Raw genomic sequence first — 21,247 nt, 5'->3', positions numbered from 1 at the left:
GCTGATTTCGCAGGCGTGGCAATCCCGAGATGCAATCATGAACCGTTACTTAGTCTTTACCTATTACGTTGGCCGCTCCTGTGGGGGTATGAAGGATTTGTTGGATTCATTTCCTTCGGTGGCTGAGGCACTGGAAAACCTGCTTCCAGAACCAACCCGGTATTTCCAGATCGTGGACAGGAACACTCTAAAGATCGTCAAAGAAGGTCTGACGGCCTTCAAAGACTGCGATCCGAAGTATTTCTCGATGGAAGGATGAATCCTCGGAACCGCCTCTCTTGTAGGTGAGCATCTGGCGGCCTGCGGCCCTGATTTTCCGCTTATTGGCTATGGCAACATCGGCTATGCCGACGAGGCGCGAGGCTGGCTCTACACCGAGGCCGTCAACCCGGATAGTTACTGGTAGGAGCCTTGCGTCATAACTTTGATCAACGCTCGATCTCTGCGCGGGCGATGAGTTCCTTGCCCTTGCCACTCTCGCCCGTGACAAGCACAGCGGCGTCCGTCGGCGCGACGATTCATCCGTATCCGACGTACGCTGAAAGCATCCCAACAGCAACACTTTTCTGAGCAGTTCCGGGAGGCCTAAAACGACACCGGGAGTGGCTTTGTTGGACACCCTCAAAATGATGGCTTGTGCTGTAACCTTTACGCCGTAGCATTCCGGAATTCAGCACGTAACCCACGCCCGAAGAGGAGAAAGGACGAGCATGGCATTTGGGACCGCACTGAGAATATTGGGAGTTGCAGCTTTTTTGGGGCTAAACGCCAAAGCGGCTCACGCAGACAAACCCCGGACTTTGGATTCCAACGCCGTTCAAATCGCGCGCTCCGTTACCATTTACCGCGATACTTATGGTGTTCCCCACGTTTTCGGACCCACCGATGCAAGCTGCGTCTTCGGTTACGCCTATGCGCAGGCTGAAGACAATTTCTGGCAGGTGGAGGACAACTATATTCGATCCATTGGACGTTCCTCGGAGGTGTACGGAGACCGAACGTTGGCAGATGATCTTTTAAACCACGCCCTGGAAATTCCAAAACTCTCGCAGCGGGAGTATGAGCAGGCCACTCCGCGTGTGCGTGAAATCTGCCAGGCTGTGGCTGAGGGTTTCAACTACTACCTTTCCCGAAACGCGACTGTTAAACCGCGGTTGCTCCAGCGATTCGAGCCGTGGCATGTGTTGGCCCTTTATCGGTTCACCGTTTACCAGCTTTGGGCTTTTGAGCTGACGGGTGTGAAAGCGGCGGAGATTCTAACCGCTGTCTCGGAACTCGCCACAGATGGCAAGACGATCAAGAGGGCTTCCTCGAAGTCCGAGAAGATCGACCCCAAAGAGCGCCAGGACCATCCGGAGCCGGTCATTGGATCGAATATGTGGACCGTCGGCCCGACCCGGAGCGTTTCTGCGCACGCAATGTTGTTCATCAATCCTCACCCACACTTTTTCGGGCCAAATCAGTATCACGAAGGACACCTACACAGCGACGAGGGATGGAATTTAAGCGGCGCGTCAACCTTCGGGGTCGCTTTTCCGGTCCTGGGTCACAACGACGCCATAGGCTGGAGCCATACGGTCAACTATCCGGACATCTCCGACCTTTACACCGAATCTTTCGATGATCCGAACGATGCGCTTGCCTACAGTTACGGTGACTCCCATCGCCGGGCTACGCAATGGACGAACTCGATACGCATTATGACCGCAAAGGGGGAGGAAACTAGAACGTTCCGATTCCGCAAGACCCATCACGGGCCGATCGTGGCGGAGCGCGAAGGCAAGCCCGTGGCTCTCAGAATGGCTCGGCTCGCGGGTGGCGGAATATTGGATCAATGGTATTCGATGGGCAAAGCACGAACACTGGAGGGCTTCAAGGCTGCGATGTCCCGCGTATCGATCCCCATGTTCAATACCATGTATGCAGACCGTGCAGGCAATATCTTTTACGTCTGTAACGCGGCTACGCCTCGGCGTTCGATCAAGTTCGACTGGACGAAACCGGTGGACGGCAGCGATCCCGCAACCGAATGGCAAGGATTTCATGCCTTTCAAGACCTGCCCCAAATGCTCAATCCGAAGACTGGATTCATGCAGAATTGCAATTCGACTCCAATGACAACGACTTCAGAAGGAAACCTCCTGAAAGAAAATTTTCCGTCCTACATGACCGCAGACGAACGGGACAATCGGCGCGCGACGATTTCCAGGAGAATTCTTACATCCCGCGCGAAGTTTTCGTTTGAGGAATGGGCAAAGGCGGCGTGGGATACCCAGGTGCTTGAAGCCGAAACTCGTGTTCCTGAAATCGTCGCCGAATGGGCGATACTCCATCAAACGGACCCCGCTCGAGCCGGAAAGATCAAAGAAATGATCGATGATTTCGGGAAATGGGACAAGGTCAGTTCGATAGAGTCCACTCAAATGACGCTTTTCGCTCCTTTGGTGGAGAAGATGTGGGAAACAAAACCCGCCAACGCGGACGATCGATGGCCGAACATTCGAGTGCTTGAAGGAATCAAGGAAGAGCTGGAGCGAGATTGGGGCACCTGGCGCGTCGCTTGGGGCGATATGAACCGCCTTCAACGTATTCAATCGGAACTTGAGCCTTTCGACGATGCCAAACCAAGCCTCCCTATCGCGGGAGCACCGGGCTTTTTGGGCATCGTCAATAATTTCTACACCAGACCTGAGAAAGGACAAAAGCGACGCTACGGATTTGGTGGCGCGTATTATGTGAGCATCGTGGAATTTGGACCGACCGTTCGGGCTAAATCCGTCGTGGCTTTCGGTCAGAGCGGAAATCCTGCCTCACCGCATTTCTTAGACCAAGCGAAGCTTTACGCAAGGGGCGAGTTCAAACCAGCCTGGTTTACCTTGGCTGACATCAAAGCCAACGCCGAAAGCTTTTATCATCCAGGACAACCCATCAACAGTCGACGAAATCGCCCTTTCACCAAGTAAGTGCTTAGTTGGGGGGGGGAAATGTATCGGACCGGAAGCCGCAGACGTTCGAGCGTGTAAAGTGGTGTGGTAGGCTGACTTGAGTGTCCGAGGTTTCGTGGGTTCTCCCTTCACCATCATTCTGGATGGCACTTCGGAGCCCGTTGAAATGCTTACTCCAGCCCCTTTGACAAAGTCCTTGACGGTATCTTGGTGACGACGTCGGTAGGCCTGTTAGTATTGTAGAAAGCTTATGAAATGTTTGGCTTCCCGACTCATCGTCGGCATCTGGACAACACTGTTGGGGTTGAGTCCGCTTCAGGCGCATACATTCAACCTTCTGCATAGCTTTGATGCTCCTGGTGGAGGACGCAACCCGCAGGCTGGATTGGTGGCTGCGGGTAATACCCTCTACGGTGCCTCGGACTCTGGTGGTTCTGGGCGCAGGGGGACTTTCTTCAAACTCAACAAGGATGGCACCGGGTTCTCCACACTGCATGAGTTTGCGCCGCTCATCAACGAAACCAATTCCGACGGTGCCTATCCCGACAGTACCCCGATTCTTGTTGGCAACACCCTCTACGGCACTGCCTACGACGGCGGCCTCCATGGCTTCGGAACGGTCTTCAAACTGAGCACCGATGGCAGTGGTTTTTCGGTGCTGCATCACTTCGGACCGATGGTGCCCAACCCATCCGGTAATTCCACCAATGCGGAAGGAGCGAATCCGGAGTCGGGTCTCGTCGTTGGTGGCGACTTCGTTTACGGCACAGCCGAGAACGGGGGGACTTCAGGTCTCGGCGTGGTGTTTCGAGTTGGAGTCAACGGCGGCGGCTTCACGAATCTGCACAGTTTTACGTCAGGCGAAGGCGATACCCCTGAGCCGTTGGTTTTGGCGGGGAATCAACTGTATGGCACTGCTGCGGGCCTGAAGTCTGGCCGAGGCTCTGTGTTCAGACTGAATACCGATGGCAGCGGATTCACGATCCTGCACACCTTCGTAGCAACCAACTATGTTCCGCCTTCGGAAGGACCTGGATTCGAACCGGCTTATAAAAACGTCGATGGCGTTTTGCCTGCCAGCCTTCTGGTTCATGGAACGACGCTGTACGGAACAACCTACTGGGGCGGCGCCAACGGAAATGGCACCGTCTTCCGGCTAGAAAGTGATGGCTCCAACTTTGCGGTGCTTCACAACTTCGGTGCAACGAGGACAAATCCCAGCGGGGTCTACACCAACAGTGGCGGGGCGCATCCCATCCAATTCTCCGGCCTGACACTGTGGGGCAAGACTCTATTCGGCACCACTTTCCTGGGAGGCGAATCCGGAAACGGTACTGTCTTCGCCCTACTCACCAACGGAACCGGATTCACCGTCTTGCATCACTTCAGCGCCACCAGTGGTCCAAATTCGAGTAACAGTGACGGAGTCAACCCGTACGCGGGTCTCCTGCTTTCCGATGACACGCTGTTCGGCACCGCTCGCGCCGGCGGAACATCCGGCAATGGCACGGTCTTCAGAATCACCATACTACCGCAACTTTCCATCGCTCACTCTGGCGACAATACGATTCTAACCTGGCCGCAAAGCGCCATCGGTTTCGCACTTCAGTCAGCGACCAACCTGAATCCCCCCGTCAATTGGGGTGTCGTTACTCCGGCTCCGATTATTGTGAATGGGTTCAACACCGTGATCAATCCCTCCACCTCGGAACAACGGTTCTACCGGTTGAGTCAGTAATCGCGACGATCAGCGGTCCGGATCCGTTGCGGGTTCTGATGCTTTGACCTGGTTGGCGGGTTTCGATTTAATCGGCCGCGTGGACGAACCGGAGCACATTCTGGATCCGTTGCCCTATCATGTCGAATTGAGGGACTACCTCAAATCGCAGGAGCGCGAGCTCTGGAATTGGTTTGCGTCGGCACGGGCGCAGGCCGATTACACCGAGAACCTGCGCTTGGAGTTGCTCAAGTCCACGTATCGGCTCGATGCCGAAAGTCATCCGGAACTCTACCAAGGAGTTGAAGTTGCCAAGTCTAGGTTGAAACTCGACATTCCGGTTACAGTTTATCAGGCGCAGAACAGCCCCCAGCCCAACGCGGCACTCTATTTCATGCCGGGTGAGGGTCATGTCGTGTTCTCCGGGCCTTTGCTAGGTCTCTTGAATGCCGAGGAAATCAAATCGGTGGTCGGGCATGAACTGGCGCACTACTGCCTCTGGCAATGGGAACATGGCGACCTGCACATCGCGGATCGCTTGATTCAGGCGGTGGCTTGCGACCCGCGCGCGGCGGAAACTCACGAAGAGACGGCGCGGCGATTCCAACTGTACACCGAAATCTTTGCGGATCGCGGATCGCTGTGCGTGACCGGTGACATCCATCCGGTCATCGCCGGATTGGTCAAAGTCCAGACTGGACTCTCGCAAATCAGCGCTCCCGCTTACTTGAAGCAGGCAGACGAGATCTTTTCGCGAGACAACGCCACCACGGAGGGTTTGTCGCATCCGGAAGCATTCATCCGGGCTCGCGCGTTGTCACTGTGGCAGGCGCAAGGGCAAGAAGCGCATCCGCATTTGTGCCAGATGATCGAGGGCACGGAGACGCTCGACCGCCTTGATCTGCTGGGTCAGATGCGGATGGCGAAACGCACCCGTCGGGTGCTGGAGTGGTTTCTGCAGCCGAAGTGGTTTCAAACACCGGCCGTGATGGGTCATGCGAAACTGTTTTTCGACGATCTCCAACCCGCGAAGGCAAAGGACAACTCTGCGCTTGATGAGTTCAAGTCGACCGATACCAAGACACGAGAGTATCTCAGCTACGTGCTGCTCGATTTCGTGACTGCGGATCCAGACCTCGATGAAATGCCACTCGCGGCAGCCTTGGAGTTGAGCCGGCGGCTGGAATTCGATGCGCACTTCGAAAAGCTCGCCGCCAAGGAACTGAAACTCAAGGTGCGCGACGTCCGCAAGCTCAAGGACCAGGCCGCTGAGATGCTGTCAAAGGCGGAGGCGTCCGAATGAGCGACCCCACGCCACTGCCGTTTTTGAAGCTTCTGGAAGCGGGCGTCGCGCGAGGCGGTTTTGAAACCGACGATGTGTTGGCGGCGATTCTCCCGCTGATGAAACAGGTGCTGGCCGCCCACGAGGCGGGCCTGGTCGCACCACTCAACGGCATCCAGGAAGTGACCCTCACCGAGGGCGGACAGTTGCTGTTCGCGTCGGGCAAGGCCACTCCGCCGGAAAGGAACACCAGCAAGGTGGAGTCCTTGCAGTTGTCCGTCAGCAGCGCGGTCGAGGTGGTGGGCGAATCCCGGCGCGTCGCCGACGTAGACCGGTCCACGCTAACCGTTTCCGACCTCAGCGTGGACGCTAGCGCTGCGGGAATCACGAAGCCCGTCTTTTTGCCAGATTATCGCGGCTGGGAACAAGCTGTCGGCCATCACGATGAGCTGACCGACATTTTCTCGCTGGGGTTGCTGCTCGCGAGCCTTGCCTGCGGTTTGGATTTCACCGATGCGGGCGAGCTGGAACTGTTCTCCGTCCATCGCACCAATCTCTTCAGCCTGAATCCCCGGCTCAACCCAGTGCTGGCCTCGACCATCGTCCACATGACGGAGTTGAACCGGCACAAACGTGCGCAGGACTTGGGACAGATGATCGCGCGGCTCGAGAATTACCGCGAGCAGACGGTGGACTTTGATACCAATGTTTTCACCAAGAAGGAGTTCAAGGAGTCACCGATCGCCGGTAAGCGGCGGTTGATCCAGTCCCACCTGCGCGACCGGCTCTTTGAAATCTCGCGGCGCAATCGACTCATCTATTTCAAGCCAACCCTCCAGACGCTGAATCTCACCATCGCCTCCGTGCCGGTGTTGCTGGACTACCGCACCATCAAGTTGGAGCAACTGTTCGTGTGGCATCGGGAGATGGCCGAGACGGTAACCGAAGGTGCGCCGATGTCGCTGGGCAAGTATCTGCGGTTCGAGGATGCACCCTACATACCTGGCGTGCTCGATAAAATCATTGGCGAGGCCCGCCGAGATCGGGCGGAGTATGGCTTTGCGCAGCTTCGGCTCGTCCTGTGTTTCCTGCGCTGGAACAACCTCAAAGAGGAAAAGCACGAGCGCATCCACTCCCCGCTGCTGTTGCTGCCCGTCGAGGTGGCCAAAAAGAAAGGCGTGCGCGACAATTACGTTCTCGATCCGACAACCAGCGAGGCTGAAGTCAATCCGGCGCTGCGCCACCATCTCAAAGAACTCTACAACTTGAGCCTGCCCGAGTTTGTGGATTTGAAGGAGTCGTCGCTCGATCAATTCTACGATGCGCTGAAGGCGCAGATTCAGGCCAGCGAGCCGGGCGTGGCGCTCAACAAGATTGACCGACCACAGATTGAACTCATCCACGAAAAAGCCCGCCAGCGCGTGGACCAGTATCGGCGACGTCAGAAACTCCAGGCGCGCAAGGCGCGCGTCGCCCGGAAAGCTGATTACAGTTACGACCGTGACAACCTCAGGCCGCTCGGCTTGCAGCTCTTTCTGGAGAAAGTTCGTCCCACGCCGATGCCGCTCCGTGAGGTTGCTGGCGCACCGCCGCAATCAAGGCTGCCCCATATGGTTGATCCGAGCGCCCCAGCGGACGAGGGCAAGGTGCTGGAGACCGAGCGCGAGATGTTCGCGTTGCGCGACGGCGACAATCAGAACCCGTATTCCTGGGATTACGATCTGTGCAGCCTGACGCTGGGCAACTTCAATTACCGGAAGATGACGCTGGTGCGCGACTACGCGAAGCTCATCGAAACAGACATGGCCAGCGAGGCATTCGACCGGGTGTTCTCGCTCAAGCCAAGACCGCCGGAGGAAGCGGATGGCCCGGCCCTCGATCTGGCCGAGCAGCATCTCATCATTTCTTGCGACGCCACCCAGGCGTCGGCGATTGCGCGGGCGCGCACGGGCGCGAGCTATATCATCCAGGGTCCGCCCGGAACGGGGAAGTCGCAGACCATCACCAATCTCATCGCCGACTATGTCGCACGCGGCAAACGTGTGCTGTTCGTGTGCGAGAAGCGCGCGGCGATTGATGTGGTGTTCCATCGGTTGCGGCAGCAGGGCCTGGACGAGCTTTGCTGTCTGATCCACGATTCGCAGACCGATAAGAAGGCCTTCATCCACAATCTCAAGCAGACCTACGAGAAATTCCTGAGTCAGGTCGATTTGGATCCGGAAGCGGAATCGTTGCGTGCCAAGACGCTGAAGGCGATGGAACAGGATCTTGTCACCCTCCGGCGTTTCTCAGACGTCATGCGACGGGCGGGCACCCACACCGGCATCGCGGTTCGCTCGTTGCTGCTTCGGTTGGTCGAGTTGCGGGGGCGGGCCACCGAACTGCCGCCGGAAGTTGAAGAGTTGCTGCCCGAGTATCCGCTCTGGCAGTTGCACGGCGACGTCATCAGCCGGTTGCAGTCCGCCCTGAGCGATCTGGGCGAGGAGCTTTGTTTCGCCAAGCATCCGCTGCGCTGGCTTGGCAAAGGGGTGTTGCAGGCGGACCGCCCGCTGGAGGCGTTGGCGAAGCAGCTGGATCAGGCAAAAGATCTGTTGGATGTGATCGAGAACGCGCTCGAATTGTCGGGTCTACCCGGGGAGTTGTGGGACACGTTTGCCGAGATTCGAACCATCCTCGAGTTTGCGGTTCGCGTGCGCTTACTGGCGGAGCGCAAGCTGATCGGCGTGCTCACGCATGGACCGGCGGAGGATTCTTTCAGCGCCTTGGCCGCTGACCTCGACGCGAAGGCGAAGGCACTGGAAAAGGCGCAGGCGAAAACGGCCGGCTGGCGTGAGCCATTGTCTCCCGACGACACCGATAGCGCTCTCGCGCAGGCGCAGGCGTTCGAGAAATCAGTCTTCCGTTTCCTTCAACCCTCCTTCTATCGGCTCAAGAAGACGCTCCAGGCTCGTTACGACTTTTCGCAGCACGCTGTTTCGCCAGCGTGGAGCAAGATTTTGGGCGACCTGTCGGCCCGGCACAGTGCCCAGGCCGATTGGCAGGGCGCCCATCAGCAGGCCGCGGCCGAATGGCGGGTTCAGGACGTGGAAGCCTTCCGAGCACAGGTGGCCGAGCTGAAGAAGGATCCGCAGCTCGATCACCCCTCCATCAAGGCGCTATTGAAGCTGCTTGGAGCTTCAGAGGACCCGGCCACACTTGTTGCCAATCTCACCGGCATCCATGACCACTTTACGAGCTTGGCTGAAACCCTGGCTGCTGTCCTGGCGGAATACGAGCAGTTCGAATTCCGTGAACTGGCCGATGTTCTTGGAAAAGTGCGTGAGCAAACCGGAACGCTGGCCGAGTTGTGTCCCATTTTGGCCGAGGTCGCCGATTTGCCCGAGGCCGTGACCCACGCGTTGCGTCACGCGCCCATTTCGTTGACTGAGTTCGAGGCGGCCGTCGGGCACAAGAGCGTCAACCGCGTGTATCGCGAGGACCGGACGGTGAGCCGATTCGATGGTCGCACACTGGTGCGCAACATGGAGCGGTTGGAGCAACGGTATCGTGAATGGCTGGGCCTGAACGCCCGCTGTCTCCGCAGCGGCGTGCGGCAGACATTTCTGGAGCACGTGAAGGTTTCGTCCTTGCCCGCCGCGCAGCTGAGCCAGGAACAGAAGGCCTTCAAGAAGTCCTACGCGGCGGGCCGGCGCGATTTGGAGCACGAGTTCGGCAAGTCGATGCGCTACAAGTCCATTCGCGACCTCGCAGCGGGTGACACAGGGCAGGTTATCCAGGATTTAAAGCCCATCTGGCTGATGAGCCCGCTCAGCGTCTCGGACACCTTGCCGCTCGATCCGGAATTGTTCGATGTGGTCATCTTTGATGAAGCGAGCCAGATCCCGATGGAGGAGGCGATCCCCGCAGTTTACCGCTCGCATCAAACGATTGTGGTTGGTGACGAGATGCAATTGCCGCCGACCACCTTCTTTGCCAGCGCCCGGACCGAGGATGAGACCGTCGTTGTGGAGGAAGAGGGTGAGCGAATCGAAGTGGATCTGGATTCGGACAGCTTTCTGACCCAGTCCGCACAGAATCTGCCGTCCACGTTGCTGGCCTGGCACTATCGCAGCCGTTACGAATCGCTCATCAGCTTTTCCAACGCGGCGTTCTACAGCGGCAACCTCTACACCATCCCAGATCGTCAGCTCGCCATTGTCGGGCGGCCCGAGTTGATCGTGACCGCCGTGGAACAAGGCAGCACCAACGTCGACGCCTTGCTCGCCCGCAGCATCAGTTTCCACTGGATGGAGAACGGTGTTTACGAAGAACGCCGGAATCCAAACGAGGCCGCCTATATCGCGCAGATGGTTCGCAGTATCCTGCAACGCGACACCAAGCTCAGCATCGGTCTGGTGGCCTTTTCGGAAGCCCAGCAGGCTGAGCTGGAAAGCGCCCTCAGTCGGTTGGCGGAGGAGGACACGGCATTCGCCGCGCTCCTGGAGATCGAGACTGTGCGGGAGGAGAACGACGTCTTCTGCGGCCTGTTTGTGAAGAATCTGGAGAATGTCCAGGGCGATGAACGCGACATCATCATCATGAGCGTCTGTTACGGGCACGATGCGAACGGCCGCATGCTGATGAACTTCGGCCCGATCAATCAGCGCGGTGGCGAGAAGCGGTTGAATGTCATCTTCTCCCGCGCCAAGCATCACATGGCGATTGTGAGTTCCATTCGCCATCACGCCATCACGAACGACTACAACGACGGCGCGAACAGCCTGAAGAACTTTCTGCAGTACGCCGAGGCGGTTTCGAAGGGGGATGAGGCCACCGCGAGGCGGGTGTTGGAAAACTTGAATCCACTCAGCCGCAAAGCGCTCGCGCCGTTGAACAAAGGTGACGCGGTGGTGGAGCAGCTGGCAGCGGCGCTTCGCCAACGGGGTCATGCGGTGGACCTGAACATCGGGCAGTCGAAGTTTCGCTGTGATCTCGCCGTGCGCGGCAGCGTCGACAGCATGTATCATCTCGGAATTCTGGTGGACACGGACGGGCACTACGCGAACCCCAATCTGCTCGACCGCTACCTGATGCAGCCAGGCATTCTCAAGGCCTTCGGCTGGCGCTTTGCCTGGGTGCTGACCAAGGACTGGTATCACGCTCCCGAGGATGTATTGGCCCGGTTGGAGAAGCTCCTGCGGGGGCTAGAAGCGGCCGCCGAGGTGGAGCCGGAAGATGAGGAGATGGTTGACACGGGGCCAACGTCTGAGGCGGACAGCAGTCCGGCACCGTCCGCACCCGCACCCGAGGCAGCACCGGTGGCTCAGCCACCCAGCCTGCCGACTGTGCCGGCCCTGGGTAACCCGGTCCGGCACTTTGAATTTGTCGGTGGCTCATCACACAAATTCTGGGAGATTGCCGTCGCGGACCATCGCATAACCGTTCGCTTTGGAAGAATCGGGACGACCGGCCAGTCGCAAACGAAAACGTTTGCCGATCCGGAAAGGGCACAGCGCGAAGCGGACAAACTGATTGCCGAGAAAGTGAAGAAGGGCTACGCGGAACAACGCACCTGAAGCGGGGCGAAGGAAGGTTTTTTGGCGACGGAGGTATTCGGGCTCCTATTTATTGGGTTGCATCTGCTGTCGTGTGGCGTTGAACTCGTGAACATCGTCCTGTCCGTCTTCGTCCACCACTCTGAACCTGTACAAATCGCGACGAAAAATCATGATTCACTATCTCTTCCCCGGTTGGACTCCTGTCGTTTCATCCGCTCGCCCTATGCTCCGGTGGCTTTGGCTGGACGCCGTTCTGACGCTCGGCGCGGTGCTCTTGAGCTGCCCTTGGGTTGCGGTGGCGGCGGAGCCTCGGTTCGTTCAGGACCGTTTTGGCATTGGCTTTTGGGTTGCCCCCAGGACGGATGAGGATCTCGAGGGACGGTACGCGGAGATCGCCGAAGCGAACTTCACGTTCGTGATTGGACTGTGTGGCGATCGGAATCCCCCACCCGCCGAAGAGCAGTTGAGGCTCTGCCAGAAGTATGGGCTTAAGGCGTTGATCCAGCTCGGTGCGCCGCCGTATGAGCAATTGCCGGATGGACCAGCCTGTTGGGGTTACTCGGTTATGGATGAACCGAATGCGAGCCAGTTTGCCGCGTTGCGCAAGACGGTGGATGCGCTGCGTGCCGCGCGTCCCGAGAAGCTCGCTTACATGAATCTGTTCCCCAACTACGCGTCGCCTCAGCAGCTGGGCACCCCGACCTACGATGAACACATCGCTAGGTTCATGAACGAGGTGAACCCCGATGTGTTGAGCATGGACCACTATCCGATCTTCAAGCCGGATGCGGATGGACGCGAGAATTACTGTCGCAACTTGGAGGTGATGCGACGCGAATCGTTGAAGGGCGGGATTCCGTTCTGGAATTTCTTCAACACGATGCCGTATGGCCCGCACACCGATCCCACCGAGGCCCAGCTGAGGTGGCAGATCTTCACTTCGCTTGCCTATGGCGCGAAGGGCGTGATGTACTTTTGCTATTGGACGCCGCGCGGAGACGAGTTTCCAAAAGGTGGCGCGATTCTCACGGCGGACGGTCGGCGAACACGGCATTACGATGAAGCGAAGCGCATCAATGCCGGGCTGAAGAATTTAGGACCGACGCTGATGAAGCTGTTCAGCACGGGGGTGCATCGCATCCAACCCAAAGGGGCCGCTCCCGATTCGCTCAAGGGAACACCCCTTCGTCAGATCAGCGATGGGGATTATCTCGTAGGCGTCTATCGGCACGCGGATGGCCGTCGGGCGGTCTTGATCAACAACTATCACTTCGCCTACAGCGCATGGCCGACAGTGGAGTTCGACGTGGATGTGAACAAAGTCGTCGAAGTGAACCCGAAGACCGGTCGGGAAGAATCTATCCGAGATGACAGTCCGGACATGCCCGGCCTCCAGATCTCCCTCGACGCCGGTGAAGGGCGGCTCTACCTGCTGCCCGCGCGGTGAGGGGGCCTCGGGGGAAACATTCACGAGCAACAATCTCATGGTGCTATTCTGCCGACGTCGGGATCTCACTGAGATCCCTTGCGGGTCGGCCCATGAGAGGCGAATGAAAGAATTCGTCTGAGCTGAAAGTCCGGGAGCAAACTTATAGACTGGACGAAGCCGTTTGATTTTCCAATGGTGCGGATATGCCACTACCTCCCCTTGACGATCTATTCGGACCGAGCCGCGACGTGATCTGGCGGAAACTGGCGAGCGAACTCAACGCGGAGTATGTGGAGGGCGATTTTTGGACCCGAGGCAAGATCGAGGCCTCCCATGCTGGTTGGTTCATCACTCTGGATGAACACGGCAAGTATCACCGCACTCGTATGCGTGCGCCCTATTGGAATTGCGACCGCTTTCGTTTCACCGTCTATCGCAAGGGAGTGTTCAGCGAGTTCGGCAAGTGCCTCGGGATGCAGGACGTGTTGGTGGGTTATCCGGAATTCGACCAGGAATTCATCATTCAAGGCACCGACGATACGAGGCTGCGACAGATTTTTGCCAATCAGCGAATTCGGGATATGATCGCCGCACAGCCTCGGATCCATTTTGGGACCAAAGACGCCCACGGTTTTTTCACCCGGAATTCTGCAGCTGAAACACCGACAGCAACTCTCGATGTGCTTGAGTTTATGGTTGAGGACCGTCCTTCCATCCAAACCATCGAGCAGTTTCGATTTTTGTTCGATCTCTTCGCCGAAACACTTGATGAGCTTTGCCGGCGGGGAACCGCCAGGAAGGCGTCAATCGACCAACTGGGTGCGCCCTGATCTAAATCGTGAATTGCTAGAGCGCCGCTGCCCACCATCAAGTCGCTCGTGAAGTGATACGAAGCGCACTGGGTGCGCAAAGAGTCTTCGAAGTGGCGCTTAGTAATGCTCCAACGACACCTTCTGCAGTTCTTGCCAGTCCAGTGCCCCGGGGTTGATGGGGGTGTCGGTTCCCAGGAAGAGATTCGGGTGCTGCTGGCTGTTATAGACGTGTTTGTAGCCGTCCTCGACTTTGACCTGCTGCCCCGTGGTGGGATTCACGTATTTGGACTCACCGCGGATGGTATCGACGCGGATGCGCTGCTCGCGATCCATGTTGTCCATGCGCTGGTTGAAGCGCGCGGTGTTGGCTTCGCCGAATTGCCGGATGGCATCCATTCGTTGCTGGTGGCCGCGGGTCATGGCCTCGGTGTTGGCGCGAATCTGCGCCATGGTGGCCTCGTGTTGCTGCCGGCTGGCATCTTGGTTCGCCTGGTAGCCGCGCGCTTGCGCCTCCTGCTCGATCTTCACCCAGGCAGGATTCTGCACGATGGAGTCCTGCGCGATGCGCGTGTGGGCATGGATGGCTTCGAGATCGCCTGTGCTCGTCTGGGTAATCGACGCGACGACGCTCCAGCTATGGTAGGTATCGGTGCCCATCTGCCGTGAGGAATGCCAAATACGGGCCTCGATGCGCGCCCGATTGCCATTGGGCAGCTTACCATCAAGGGAGCCACGAGTTTGGACCTGTCCATTCTCGCCGCGAGTCTGCGGTGCGGTTTTCTCATTTCCGAGGTCCTGCAAGGTCATGCCGCTCTGCGCCAGAGTGGGGAGAAAAACTTCTCGGAGATATTGAACGGGAGGCATCGGCGCAAGTTCATTGGGCGAAGCCTGTTCAGGCAAGCCGAAGGATCTTTTTTGGGCGCGCAAGTTGGCGGTCATCGGGCCTTCCGAGTAAAGGTATTGTGTGGAGGGGAAGTAGACGATCTGGGAACGGCCATCCGGCGCACTCAAGGTGATGCCGATCTGCGGCAATCCTACTGCGCCTTCCCATTTGCGATGGAACTCCTGTTTCGCCACCCAATCACTCGGGACCTTCAAGGCGAAGGCCACCATGCGCTCGCGGTCGGGGTCGAGAATGCCGAGCAACCGGTAAGGGCTGGTGCGAGCTGGAGCCGGGGGTGGAGCTTTGGCGGCGGAGGTAGGGGGGGGTGCTTTGACCGTCCGGGGCTCGCTGGCCACTTCTCCCGGCCCAGGACTTGCGGCGGCCGGCTGTCCATCGCTCAACGGACGAATTTCCGCCGTGGACGACTCGCTGCATGCCACTAAGGCCAATGCGGGCACTAATGCAAAAAGAGACAGGAAGCGCATTCCATAATATTTAGAGGTCGATCTTCGCAGGACAAGCTTTTCTTTGGTGACGTCCAGCCGTCGGCGGTGAGACTTTTTGCAATCCGCCATCGTGATTGCCCTCAGAGTCGCCGTTGCCCTGGGCCGACGATAAAGGCACTCAAGGTGGTCAAAAGATCAACGGCACTTACCGTTTTACCGATGTGTTGGTCCGCCGCGGCGGCGAATGGAAGGCCGCATCGACCCAGTCCACTCAGATTTCACCGTGACTAGCCGCGACGCCCTGGCCGGTCCCTAATTGCCGGAAAGCCAAGCGGAGAGAATCAGGGCCAGGTGAGCGAGTGCCACGAGCGGGAAGGTTCGCTTCCGTGGTTCATCCCAGAAGCGAGTCGCCGAAGTGCTGGCGAGCGACCGCCTGGTCGCCGCCCCAACACCGGTGCTTGTGTCAACGCGGTCCTGTGCCCCGCTGGCGCGACGGTTGTTGCATCCACCGAGTGTCTCAACCGCCATCCAGGTTAAGGAGAGAGAAGTCATTAATGTTTTCATTCACTCTCTTCCTCCGCCATTCGCGGTCGGACCTTACAGGGTTTTTGTAAGGTTTTTCAGAGAAGAGCGAACCGCCGCCCAGGCCGACGGCCTTCGCCATGACGGTTGTCGAACGGCGAGTGCCGCCAACAAACCAACGCCAGAACCCACCTTGTGCGTGGCTAAGCGGTGCCTAGTTCTGAGCATTACCCACAAGTTCGGAGGGCTTCCTCCCTATCCCAACGGGATTCTAACATTTGGTCGAAGAACTTGTGGATAATGCTTAGGCCTAGTTACCGCCAAAGCGGTAATAAGTAGCCAAAAAGCGTTGTTCCAACTCAGATCTCTCCATCAACTAGCGAAAATAACCGCTCAAGCGGTAAATAGGGGTTGAAATTATATCTCGAGAAGCCAAATTGATCACGTATAGAGAATATTACCGGCATTGCGGTATATGGAACCTGATTTGAGGAAGATAGTGCGTGACCATCGCAAGCTGAGTGGCCTCAGCCAGGCGGAGCTGGCCAAGCTCGCGGGCGTCGGAAAAACCGTTATCTTCGACATTGAACACGGGAAGGAATCCGTGCGATTCGACACCTTGAAGAAGGTGCTTGTGGCCTTGAATATCACGCTCGTCCTCCAAAGTCCGGTGCTGGAACGACAGCAAGACCAAGCCAACTCCACATGAGGAAGGCCGAAGTTTATCAGCAAGGAACGCTCGCTGGCGTTCTCGAGGAGCTTGAGCAGCACCATTACCGCCTCACCTATGTTCCAGGCTATCGTGGCGAGCGGATCTCTCTCGCACTGCCGGTCCGCGAAGCTCCTTTTGAGTTTGATCACTTTCCGGCCGTTTTTGAAGGGCTGCTCCCGGAGGGACTGGTGCTCGAGGCAATGCTCCGGCAGTACAAAATCGACAGGAAGGATCTCTTTAAGCAATTGATAACCGTGGGCGAAGATGTCGTGGGCTCGCTGACGATCAAGGAAGTGCCATGAACCGTTGCCCGATCACCTACGAGCTTTTGCCCGATGGCTCAACCTACTCGCGGGCAGGTTTGCGGTTGCTGAATCGGAATCTGGCGTCCTTAGCGCCCCTCGAATTCACCGCGGAGCAGCAACGGCAGGAGGCGATTCATCGTGCCGGCAAAATGTCGATCCAGGGTTTGCAGCTGAAGCTCAGCGTCGTTCTGCGAATCACCGAAGGACGATTCGAAGTGGTGAATCGGGGGGGGCGATACATCCTGAAACCTCAAAGCCTGGACTTCCGCGAACTGCCGGAAAACGAGGATGTCACCATGCGGATGGCGGCCGTGGTGGGCATTAAGGTGCCGGTCCATGGTTTGGTGAGTTCGGTCGATGGTTCCTTCACCTATTTTATCAAACGCTTCGACCGCGAGGGCCGCGATCGTTTGCCGGTTGAAGATTTTGCACAGCTCAGCGGGGCGAGCCGTGAGACCAAGTATGAGTCCTCCATGGAGAAAGTCGCCGGGGTTATCGATCAGTATTGCACATTTCCAGCGCTTGAGCGGGTGAAATTGTTCGAGCGTACTCTGTTCAGTTTTCTGGTCGGGAACGAAGATATGCACCTCAAGAACTTTTCATTGCTGAGTCGCAACGGGAAGGTGGAGCTTGCTCCGGCCTACGATTTCCTAAATACGACGATCGCTCTCGGAGCAGCCAAGGAAGAACTGGCGCTTCCGGTGAGAGGAAAAAAATCGAGGCTCACTCACCACGATGTCTTTGACTACTTCGCTCGCGAACGGCTCCAAATCAACGAAAAAGTGTTGAGCGATGTCGTATCCCGATTCGCCAAGGCAATACCCTCCTGGCGGGAACTGGTGAACGAGAGCTTTCTATCAGCAGGCATGAAAGAGAACTATGCCGCGCTTTTGACCGAACGGGGACAGCGGATGCAGCTGTGAGATCGAACGGGGTTCCCCTAGGAGCTTCATTTGTCGGACCGATGTCGGCTGAATCCCTTGGGTGGGGCGGCAGCGAAGTCGAAATCTGAGCAACCTGGTCAAATCGCCGCAGGGCCCTCGTCGGCCGGTTGTGGATTTTCGATGTAATCTTGCCTTGGCAGCAACAATGCTGCTTCTCTTGGCTCCGTGAGCGCAAGCGAGCCCTAGGCATTGCTCGCCGCATGGGTCCATCAACTCTAAGCCAACACAACGAACCGCATGTCTGAAACTGCCACCTTCAAGTCCGGCGTGGACAAATCGGCGAACGGCCTCAAGTCCCTCATCCAGTCGCATCTGAAATTCGGTCTCGCCCGGGATGCGGGAACCGCGAGCAGGCGGGAGTGGTGGTTGTCGGCCTCCAAAGCCGTGCACCACATCATCCTGGAGCGGATGATCGCGACGCAGGCGGTGCATCATGGGAAGAACGTCAAGCGATTGTATTACTTCTCGCTGGAGTTCCTGATGGGACGCCTGTTCTCGAACAGTCTCCACAGCGCCGGTGTTTTCGAGGAAATGGAGCACGCGCTGCATGAACTGGGTCTCGAGACCGACGTCCTGCGCCGTGAAGAATATGACATGGGCCTGGGCAATGGCGGCCTAGGCCGTCTTGCCGCGTGCTTCCTCGATTCGCTGGCCACACTGGATCTCCCGGCCATCGGTTACGGCATCCACTACCAGTATGGGCTGTTCAAGCAGGAGTTTCGCAATGGACATCAGGTCGAGCTGCCGGACGCCTGGCAGCATTTCGGCACTCCTTGGGAAATTGTGCGCCCGGAACACTCGGTGGAGATCCCGATCTATGGCGAAGTCGAGAATGTGTTCGACGATCGTGGGAACTACCTACCCCGGTGGAGGAACGTGAAGAAGATCGTGGGTGTGCCCTATGACATTCCGATTCCGGGCTTTGGCACGAACACGGTCAACTTCCTGCGTCTTTGGGAATCGAAAGCACCCGAGGAGTTCGATTTCGAGGCGTTCAACCGCGGCGGTTACGAGGAGGCCGTGCGCGAGAAGAACATGGGGGAGACCGTTTCCAAAGTCCTTTACCCCAACGACAAAACCGAAAACGGCAAGGAGCTGCGACTGGTGCAGCAGTATTTCTTTGTTGCTTGCTCGCTACGCGACATCTTCCGCCGGTTCCGGAAAGGCAATGAAGACTATGACGACTTTCCGGAGAAGGTGGCCATCCAGCTGAACGACACGCACCCCGCGGTGGCGATTGTCGAGTTGATGAGGATTTTCCACGACGACTACAAGATGCCCTGGGAGAAGGCCTGGGGTCTGGTCACGCGCACCTTCGCCTACACGAACCACACCCTGCTGCCCGAGGCGCTGGAAAAGTGGAGCGTGGGGCTTTTCCACAAGGTGCTGCCGCGCCACCTGCAGATCATCTTCGAGATCAACAAACGATTTCTGGACGAGGTGGAGTCCAAGTGGCCTGGTGACGTGAACCGGAAGCGCGTGCTTTCGATCATTGAGGAAGGCCATCACCAGATGGTGCGGATGGCGCACTTGTCGGTGGTGGGCTGCCATTCGGTAAACGGGGTGGCCGCGCTGCACACCAAGCTGATCAAGAGCGATCTGTTTCCGGAGTTCGATGCCATGTATCCGGGTAAGTTCAACAACAAGACGAACGGCATCACGCCCCGTCGTTGGCTGCTCGCGTGCAACCCGCGGTTGAGCGAACTGATCACCCGCAAGATCGGTCACGGGTGGGAACGCAATCTGGACCAGTTGCGGGGGCTCGAGAAATTTGCGGACGACGCGGAGTTTCAGCGCGAGTTCATGGCCATCAAGCACGCCAACAAGGTCGACCTGGCGCGGATCATCAAGCGGGAGTGCGGCGTGGAGGTGAATCCTTCGGCCCTCTTCGACGTGCAGATCAAGCGACTTCACGAATACAAGCGCCAGCATCTCAATCTGCTCCACATTCTCGCCCTCTACCGTCGCATGTTGCAGAATCCGGAGCAGGAGGTGATTCCGCGCGTCTTCATCTTCGCGGCCAAGGCCGCCCCCGGTTACGACATGGCGAAGTGCATTATCAAGGCGATCAATGCGGTCGGAGCCAAAATCAACGCCGATCCTCGGATCAACGGCATGCTGAAGGTCGTGTTTCTGCCGAACTACCGCGTTTCCCTCGCGCAGCGCATTGTTCCCGCGGCCGATCTCTCGGAGCAGATTTCGACGGCGGGCAAAGAAGCTTCCGGCACCGGCAACATGAAACTCTCGCTGAATGGTGCCCTCACCATCGGGACGCTCGACGGCGCCAATGTCGAGATTGCCGAAGAGGTGGGCGACGAGAACATTTTCATTTTCGGACTGCGGGTGGAGGAGGTCGCCGCCCTGTGGAAGAAAGGCTACAAGCCGCAGGAGTACCTCGACGCGAACGAAGAGCTTCGAGCGGTGGTGGATTGGGTTGGGTCGAACTATTTCACTCCGGACGAACCCGGCTGCCTGAACATGCTCCGCGACAGCCTCGTTCACCATGATCCGTTTTTGTGCTTGCCCGACTTTGAGTCCTACAGCGAGAGCCACAAGAAAATCGAGGCTGTCTTCCGCGACCCGGCTCGCTGGGCAAGGATGGCGATTCTGAACACCGCCCGGATGGGAAAATTCTCGAGCGACCGGACCATCTCAGAATACGCCCGGGACATCTGGAAGCTGGATCCGGTGAGGGTGTAGGGGGCTACCGGAATTGGGTGAACCACGGATTGCGCGGATGACATGGATCCATGAGGGGTTGCCACCGATGAGGGCCTCTCAGCGTCGATTATCGATTAACACGGAGCGCTTCTCGCCGCGGCTCCCTCCACCCTTCCAACCAATGGGCATTCATGGGCTCAACGGAGTTTCGCCCTACCTCGTCACGCGTCAGTTGCATCTCGACCTCGCGCCCCCAAAATGGTAATGCTCGTGCGTGTTGTTGAGTTCTCAAAATCAGCCATCGCCTGACCAAAATCCTGTCTTCCAGACGACGCATTGGTCGGTGGTTTTGCAAGCGGCGGGCGGCGGCGATTCGACTGCAGCCTTGGAGCATCTGTGTCGTGTCTATTGGTATCCGCTCTACGCCTACGTGCGCCGACAGGGCCACGACCCGCATGACGCACAGGATCTAACCCAGGGATTCTTTGAGCTGTTCCTGGCCAAGCATTATCTCAAGGACGTGGACCGTGAGAAAGGGCGCTTCCGCTCCTTCCTGCTCGCGTCGATCAAGCACTTTCTCGCCAATGAATGGAAGAAATCAAACCGCCAGAAACGCGGCGGCTTGATGCGCGCGATCTCGTTCGATGCAATGGCCGCCGAGGAGCGTTATCGCCACGAGCCTGCCGAGGCATCCTCCGCCGAATTGGGTTTTGACCGGCGCTGGGCGAAGGCGATTCTCGACACGGTCCTGCGGAGGCTACGCGAGGAATTCGCCCAGGCCGGGAAGGGGGATCGCTTCGACGAGTTGAGCGCGCTGTTGTTTCGAGAGCCCCCGCCTGGAGAATACACCCGTCTTGCCGCGTTGTGGAAGGTGACGGAGAGCGGCGTACGTTCGAGCGTGCAAAGGATCCGACAACGTTATGCTGCACTCTTTCGCGAGGAGATCGCCAGCACGGTGAATGATCCGCGCGATGTCGATGGCGAAATTGCTCATCTGGTGGCCGTGTTGGAATAATCCTGAGGAAGAAAGTGAGACAGTGCGGGGGGAATGT

At 57.8% G+C, this 21,247-nt stretch carries 15 protein-coding genes; 12 read left to right on the top strand and 3 right to left on the bottom strand.

The features are described 5' to 3' along the window. Window positions 1-37 precede the first annotated feature (37 nt). The gene (locus tag JNN07_06605; protein ID MBL9167395.1) at window positions 38-259 is read left to right on the top strand and encodes a hypothetical protein; all 222 of its coding nucleotides are present in this window, start codon (window positions 38-40) and stop codon (window positions 257-259) included. Window positions 260-428: 169 nt separating this feature from the next. Here the strand turns inward: JNN07_06605 and JNN07_06600 are convergent, their stop codons facing one another. Then, on the bottom strand, window positions 429-518 hold the full coding sequence (locus tag JNN07_06600) for a sigma 54-interacting transcriptional regulator (GenBank protein ID MBL9167394.1): 90 nt from the start codon (window positions 516-518) through the stop codon (window positions 429-431). Window positions 519-800: 282 nt separating this feature from the next. Here JNN07_06600 and JNN07_06595 point away from each other — a divergent pair, with 282 nt between their 5' ends. The 6 genes from JNN07_06595 (at window position 801) to JNN07_06570 (ending at window position 13,740) form a co-directional block, all read left to right on the top strand. Further along, entirely contained in the window at window positions 801-2,963 is a 2,163-nt protein-coding gene (locus JNN07_06595) for a penicillin acylase family protein (GenBank protein ID MBL9167393.1), read from the top strand. Between the two features lie 232 nt (window positions 2,964-3,195). After that, window positions 3,196-4,683, top strand: coding sequence for a hypothetical protein (locus tag JNN07_06590; GenBank protein MBL9167392.1), 1,488 nt, complete (start codon window positions 3,196-3,198; stop codon window positions 4,681-4,683). Window positions 4,684-4,726: 43 nt separating this feature from the next. Further along, window positions 4,727-5,965 carry a M48 family metalloprotease gene (locus JNN07_06585; GenBank protein ID MBL9167391.1) on the top strand — a complete coding sequence of 413 codons (1,239 nt, stop codon included), beginning with the start codon at window positions 4,727-4,729 and terminating at the stop codon, window positions 5,963-5,965. Next, window positions 5,962-11,499 (top strand): WGR domain-containing protein, encoded by a 5,538-nt coding sequence (locus tag JNN07_06580; protein MBL9167390.1) that lies wholly within the window; start codon window positions 5,962-5,964, stop codon window positions 11,497-11,499. The genes JNN07_06585 and JNN07_06580 overlap by 4 nt, the downstream gene beginning before the upstream one ends. Window positions 11,500-11,704: 205 nt before the next feature. Next, on the top strand, window positions 11,705-12,928 hold the full coding sequence (locus JNN07_06575) for a beta-galactosidase (protein ID MBL9167389.1): 1,224 nt from the start codon (window positions 11,705-11,707) through the stop codon (window positions 12,926-12,928). Between the two features lie 185 nt (window positions 12,929-13,113). Beyond that, the gene (locus JNN07_06570; GenBank protein MBL9167388.1) at window positions 13,114-13,740 is read left to right on the top strand and encodes a hypothetical protein; all 627 of its coding nucleotides are present in this window, start codon (window positions 13,114-13,116) and stop codon (window positions 13,738-13,740) included. 99 nt (window positions 13,741-13,839) lie between these two features. Here the strand turns inward: JNN07_06570 and JNN07_06565 are convergent, their stop codons facing one another. Both JNN07_06565 and JNN07_06560 read right to left on the bottom strand, forming a co-directional pair. Continuing rightward, entirely contained in the window at window positions 13,840-15,090 is a 1,251-nt protein-coding gene (locus JNN07_06565; protein MBL9167387.1) for a hypothetical protein, read from the bottom strand. A gap of 273 nt (window positions 15,091-15,363) precedes the next feature. Further along, window positions 15,364-15,603 (bottom strand): hypothetical protein, encoded by a 240-nt coding sequence (locus tag JNN07_06560; GenBank protein ID MBL9167386.1) that lies wholly within the window; start codon window positions 15,601-15,603, stop codon window positions 15,364-15,366. A gap of 469 nt (window positions 15,604-16,072) precedes the next feature. Here JNN07_06560 and JNN07_06555 point away from each other — a divergent pair, with 469 nt between their 5' ends. The 5 genes from JNN07_06555 (at window position 16,073) to JNN07_06535 (ending at window position 21,210) form a co-directional block, all read left to right on the top strand. Continuing rightward, window positions 16,073-16,282 carry a helix-turn-helix transcriptional regulator gene (locus JNN07_06555; protein MBL9167385.1) on the top strand — a complete coding sequence of 70 codons (210 nt, stop codon included), beginning with the start codon at window positions 16,073-16,075 and terminating at the stop codon, window positions 16,280-16,282. After that, window positions 16,279-16,587 (top strand): HipA N-terminal domain-containing protein, encoded by a 309-nt coding sequence (locus JNN07_06550; GenBank protein ID MBL9167384.1) that lies wholly within the window; start codon window positions 16,279-16,281, stop codon window positions 16,585-16,587. Before JNN07_06555 ends, JNN07_06550 begins: the two co-directional genes overlap by 4 nt. Continuing rightward, window positions 16,584-17,513 (top strand): HipA domain-containing protein, encoded by a 930-nt coding sequence (locus JNN07_06545; GenBank protein ID MBL9167383.1) that lies wholly within the window; start codon window positions 16,584-16,586, stop codon window positions 17,511-17,513. The genes JNN07_06550 and JNN07_06545 overlap by 4 nt, the downstream gene beginning before the upstream one ends. A 258-nt stretch (window positions 17,514-17,771) precedes the next feature. Next, complete coding sequence (locus tag JNN07_06540) at window positions 17,772-20,234, top strand: glycogen/starch/alpha-glucan phosphorylase (GenBank protein ID MBL9167382.1); 2,463 nt, start codon at window positions 17,772-17,774, stop codon at window positions 20,232-20,234. A 241-nt stretch (window positions 20,235-20,475) separates the two neighbouring features. Continuing rightward, window positions 20,476-21,210 carry a sigma-70 family RNA polymerase sigma factor gene (locus JNN07_06535; protein ID MBL9167381.1) on the top strand — a complete coding sequence of 245 codons (735 nt, stop codon included), beginning with the start codon at window positions 20,476-20,478 and terminating at the stop codon, window positions 21,208-21,210. The last annotated feature ends 37 nt before the right edge of the window (window positions 21,211-21,247 follow it).

It is taken from the genome of Verrucomicrobiales bacterium (assembly GCA_016793885.1).
Lineage (GTDB): Bacteria > Verrucomicrobiota > Verrucomicrobiia > Limisphaerales > UBA11320 > UBA11320.
The sequence above is the reverse complement of the archived record's forward strand: the minus strand, read 5'-3'. Positions and strand labels throughout refer to the sequence as shown.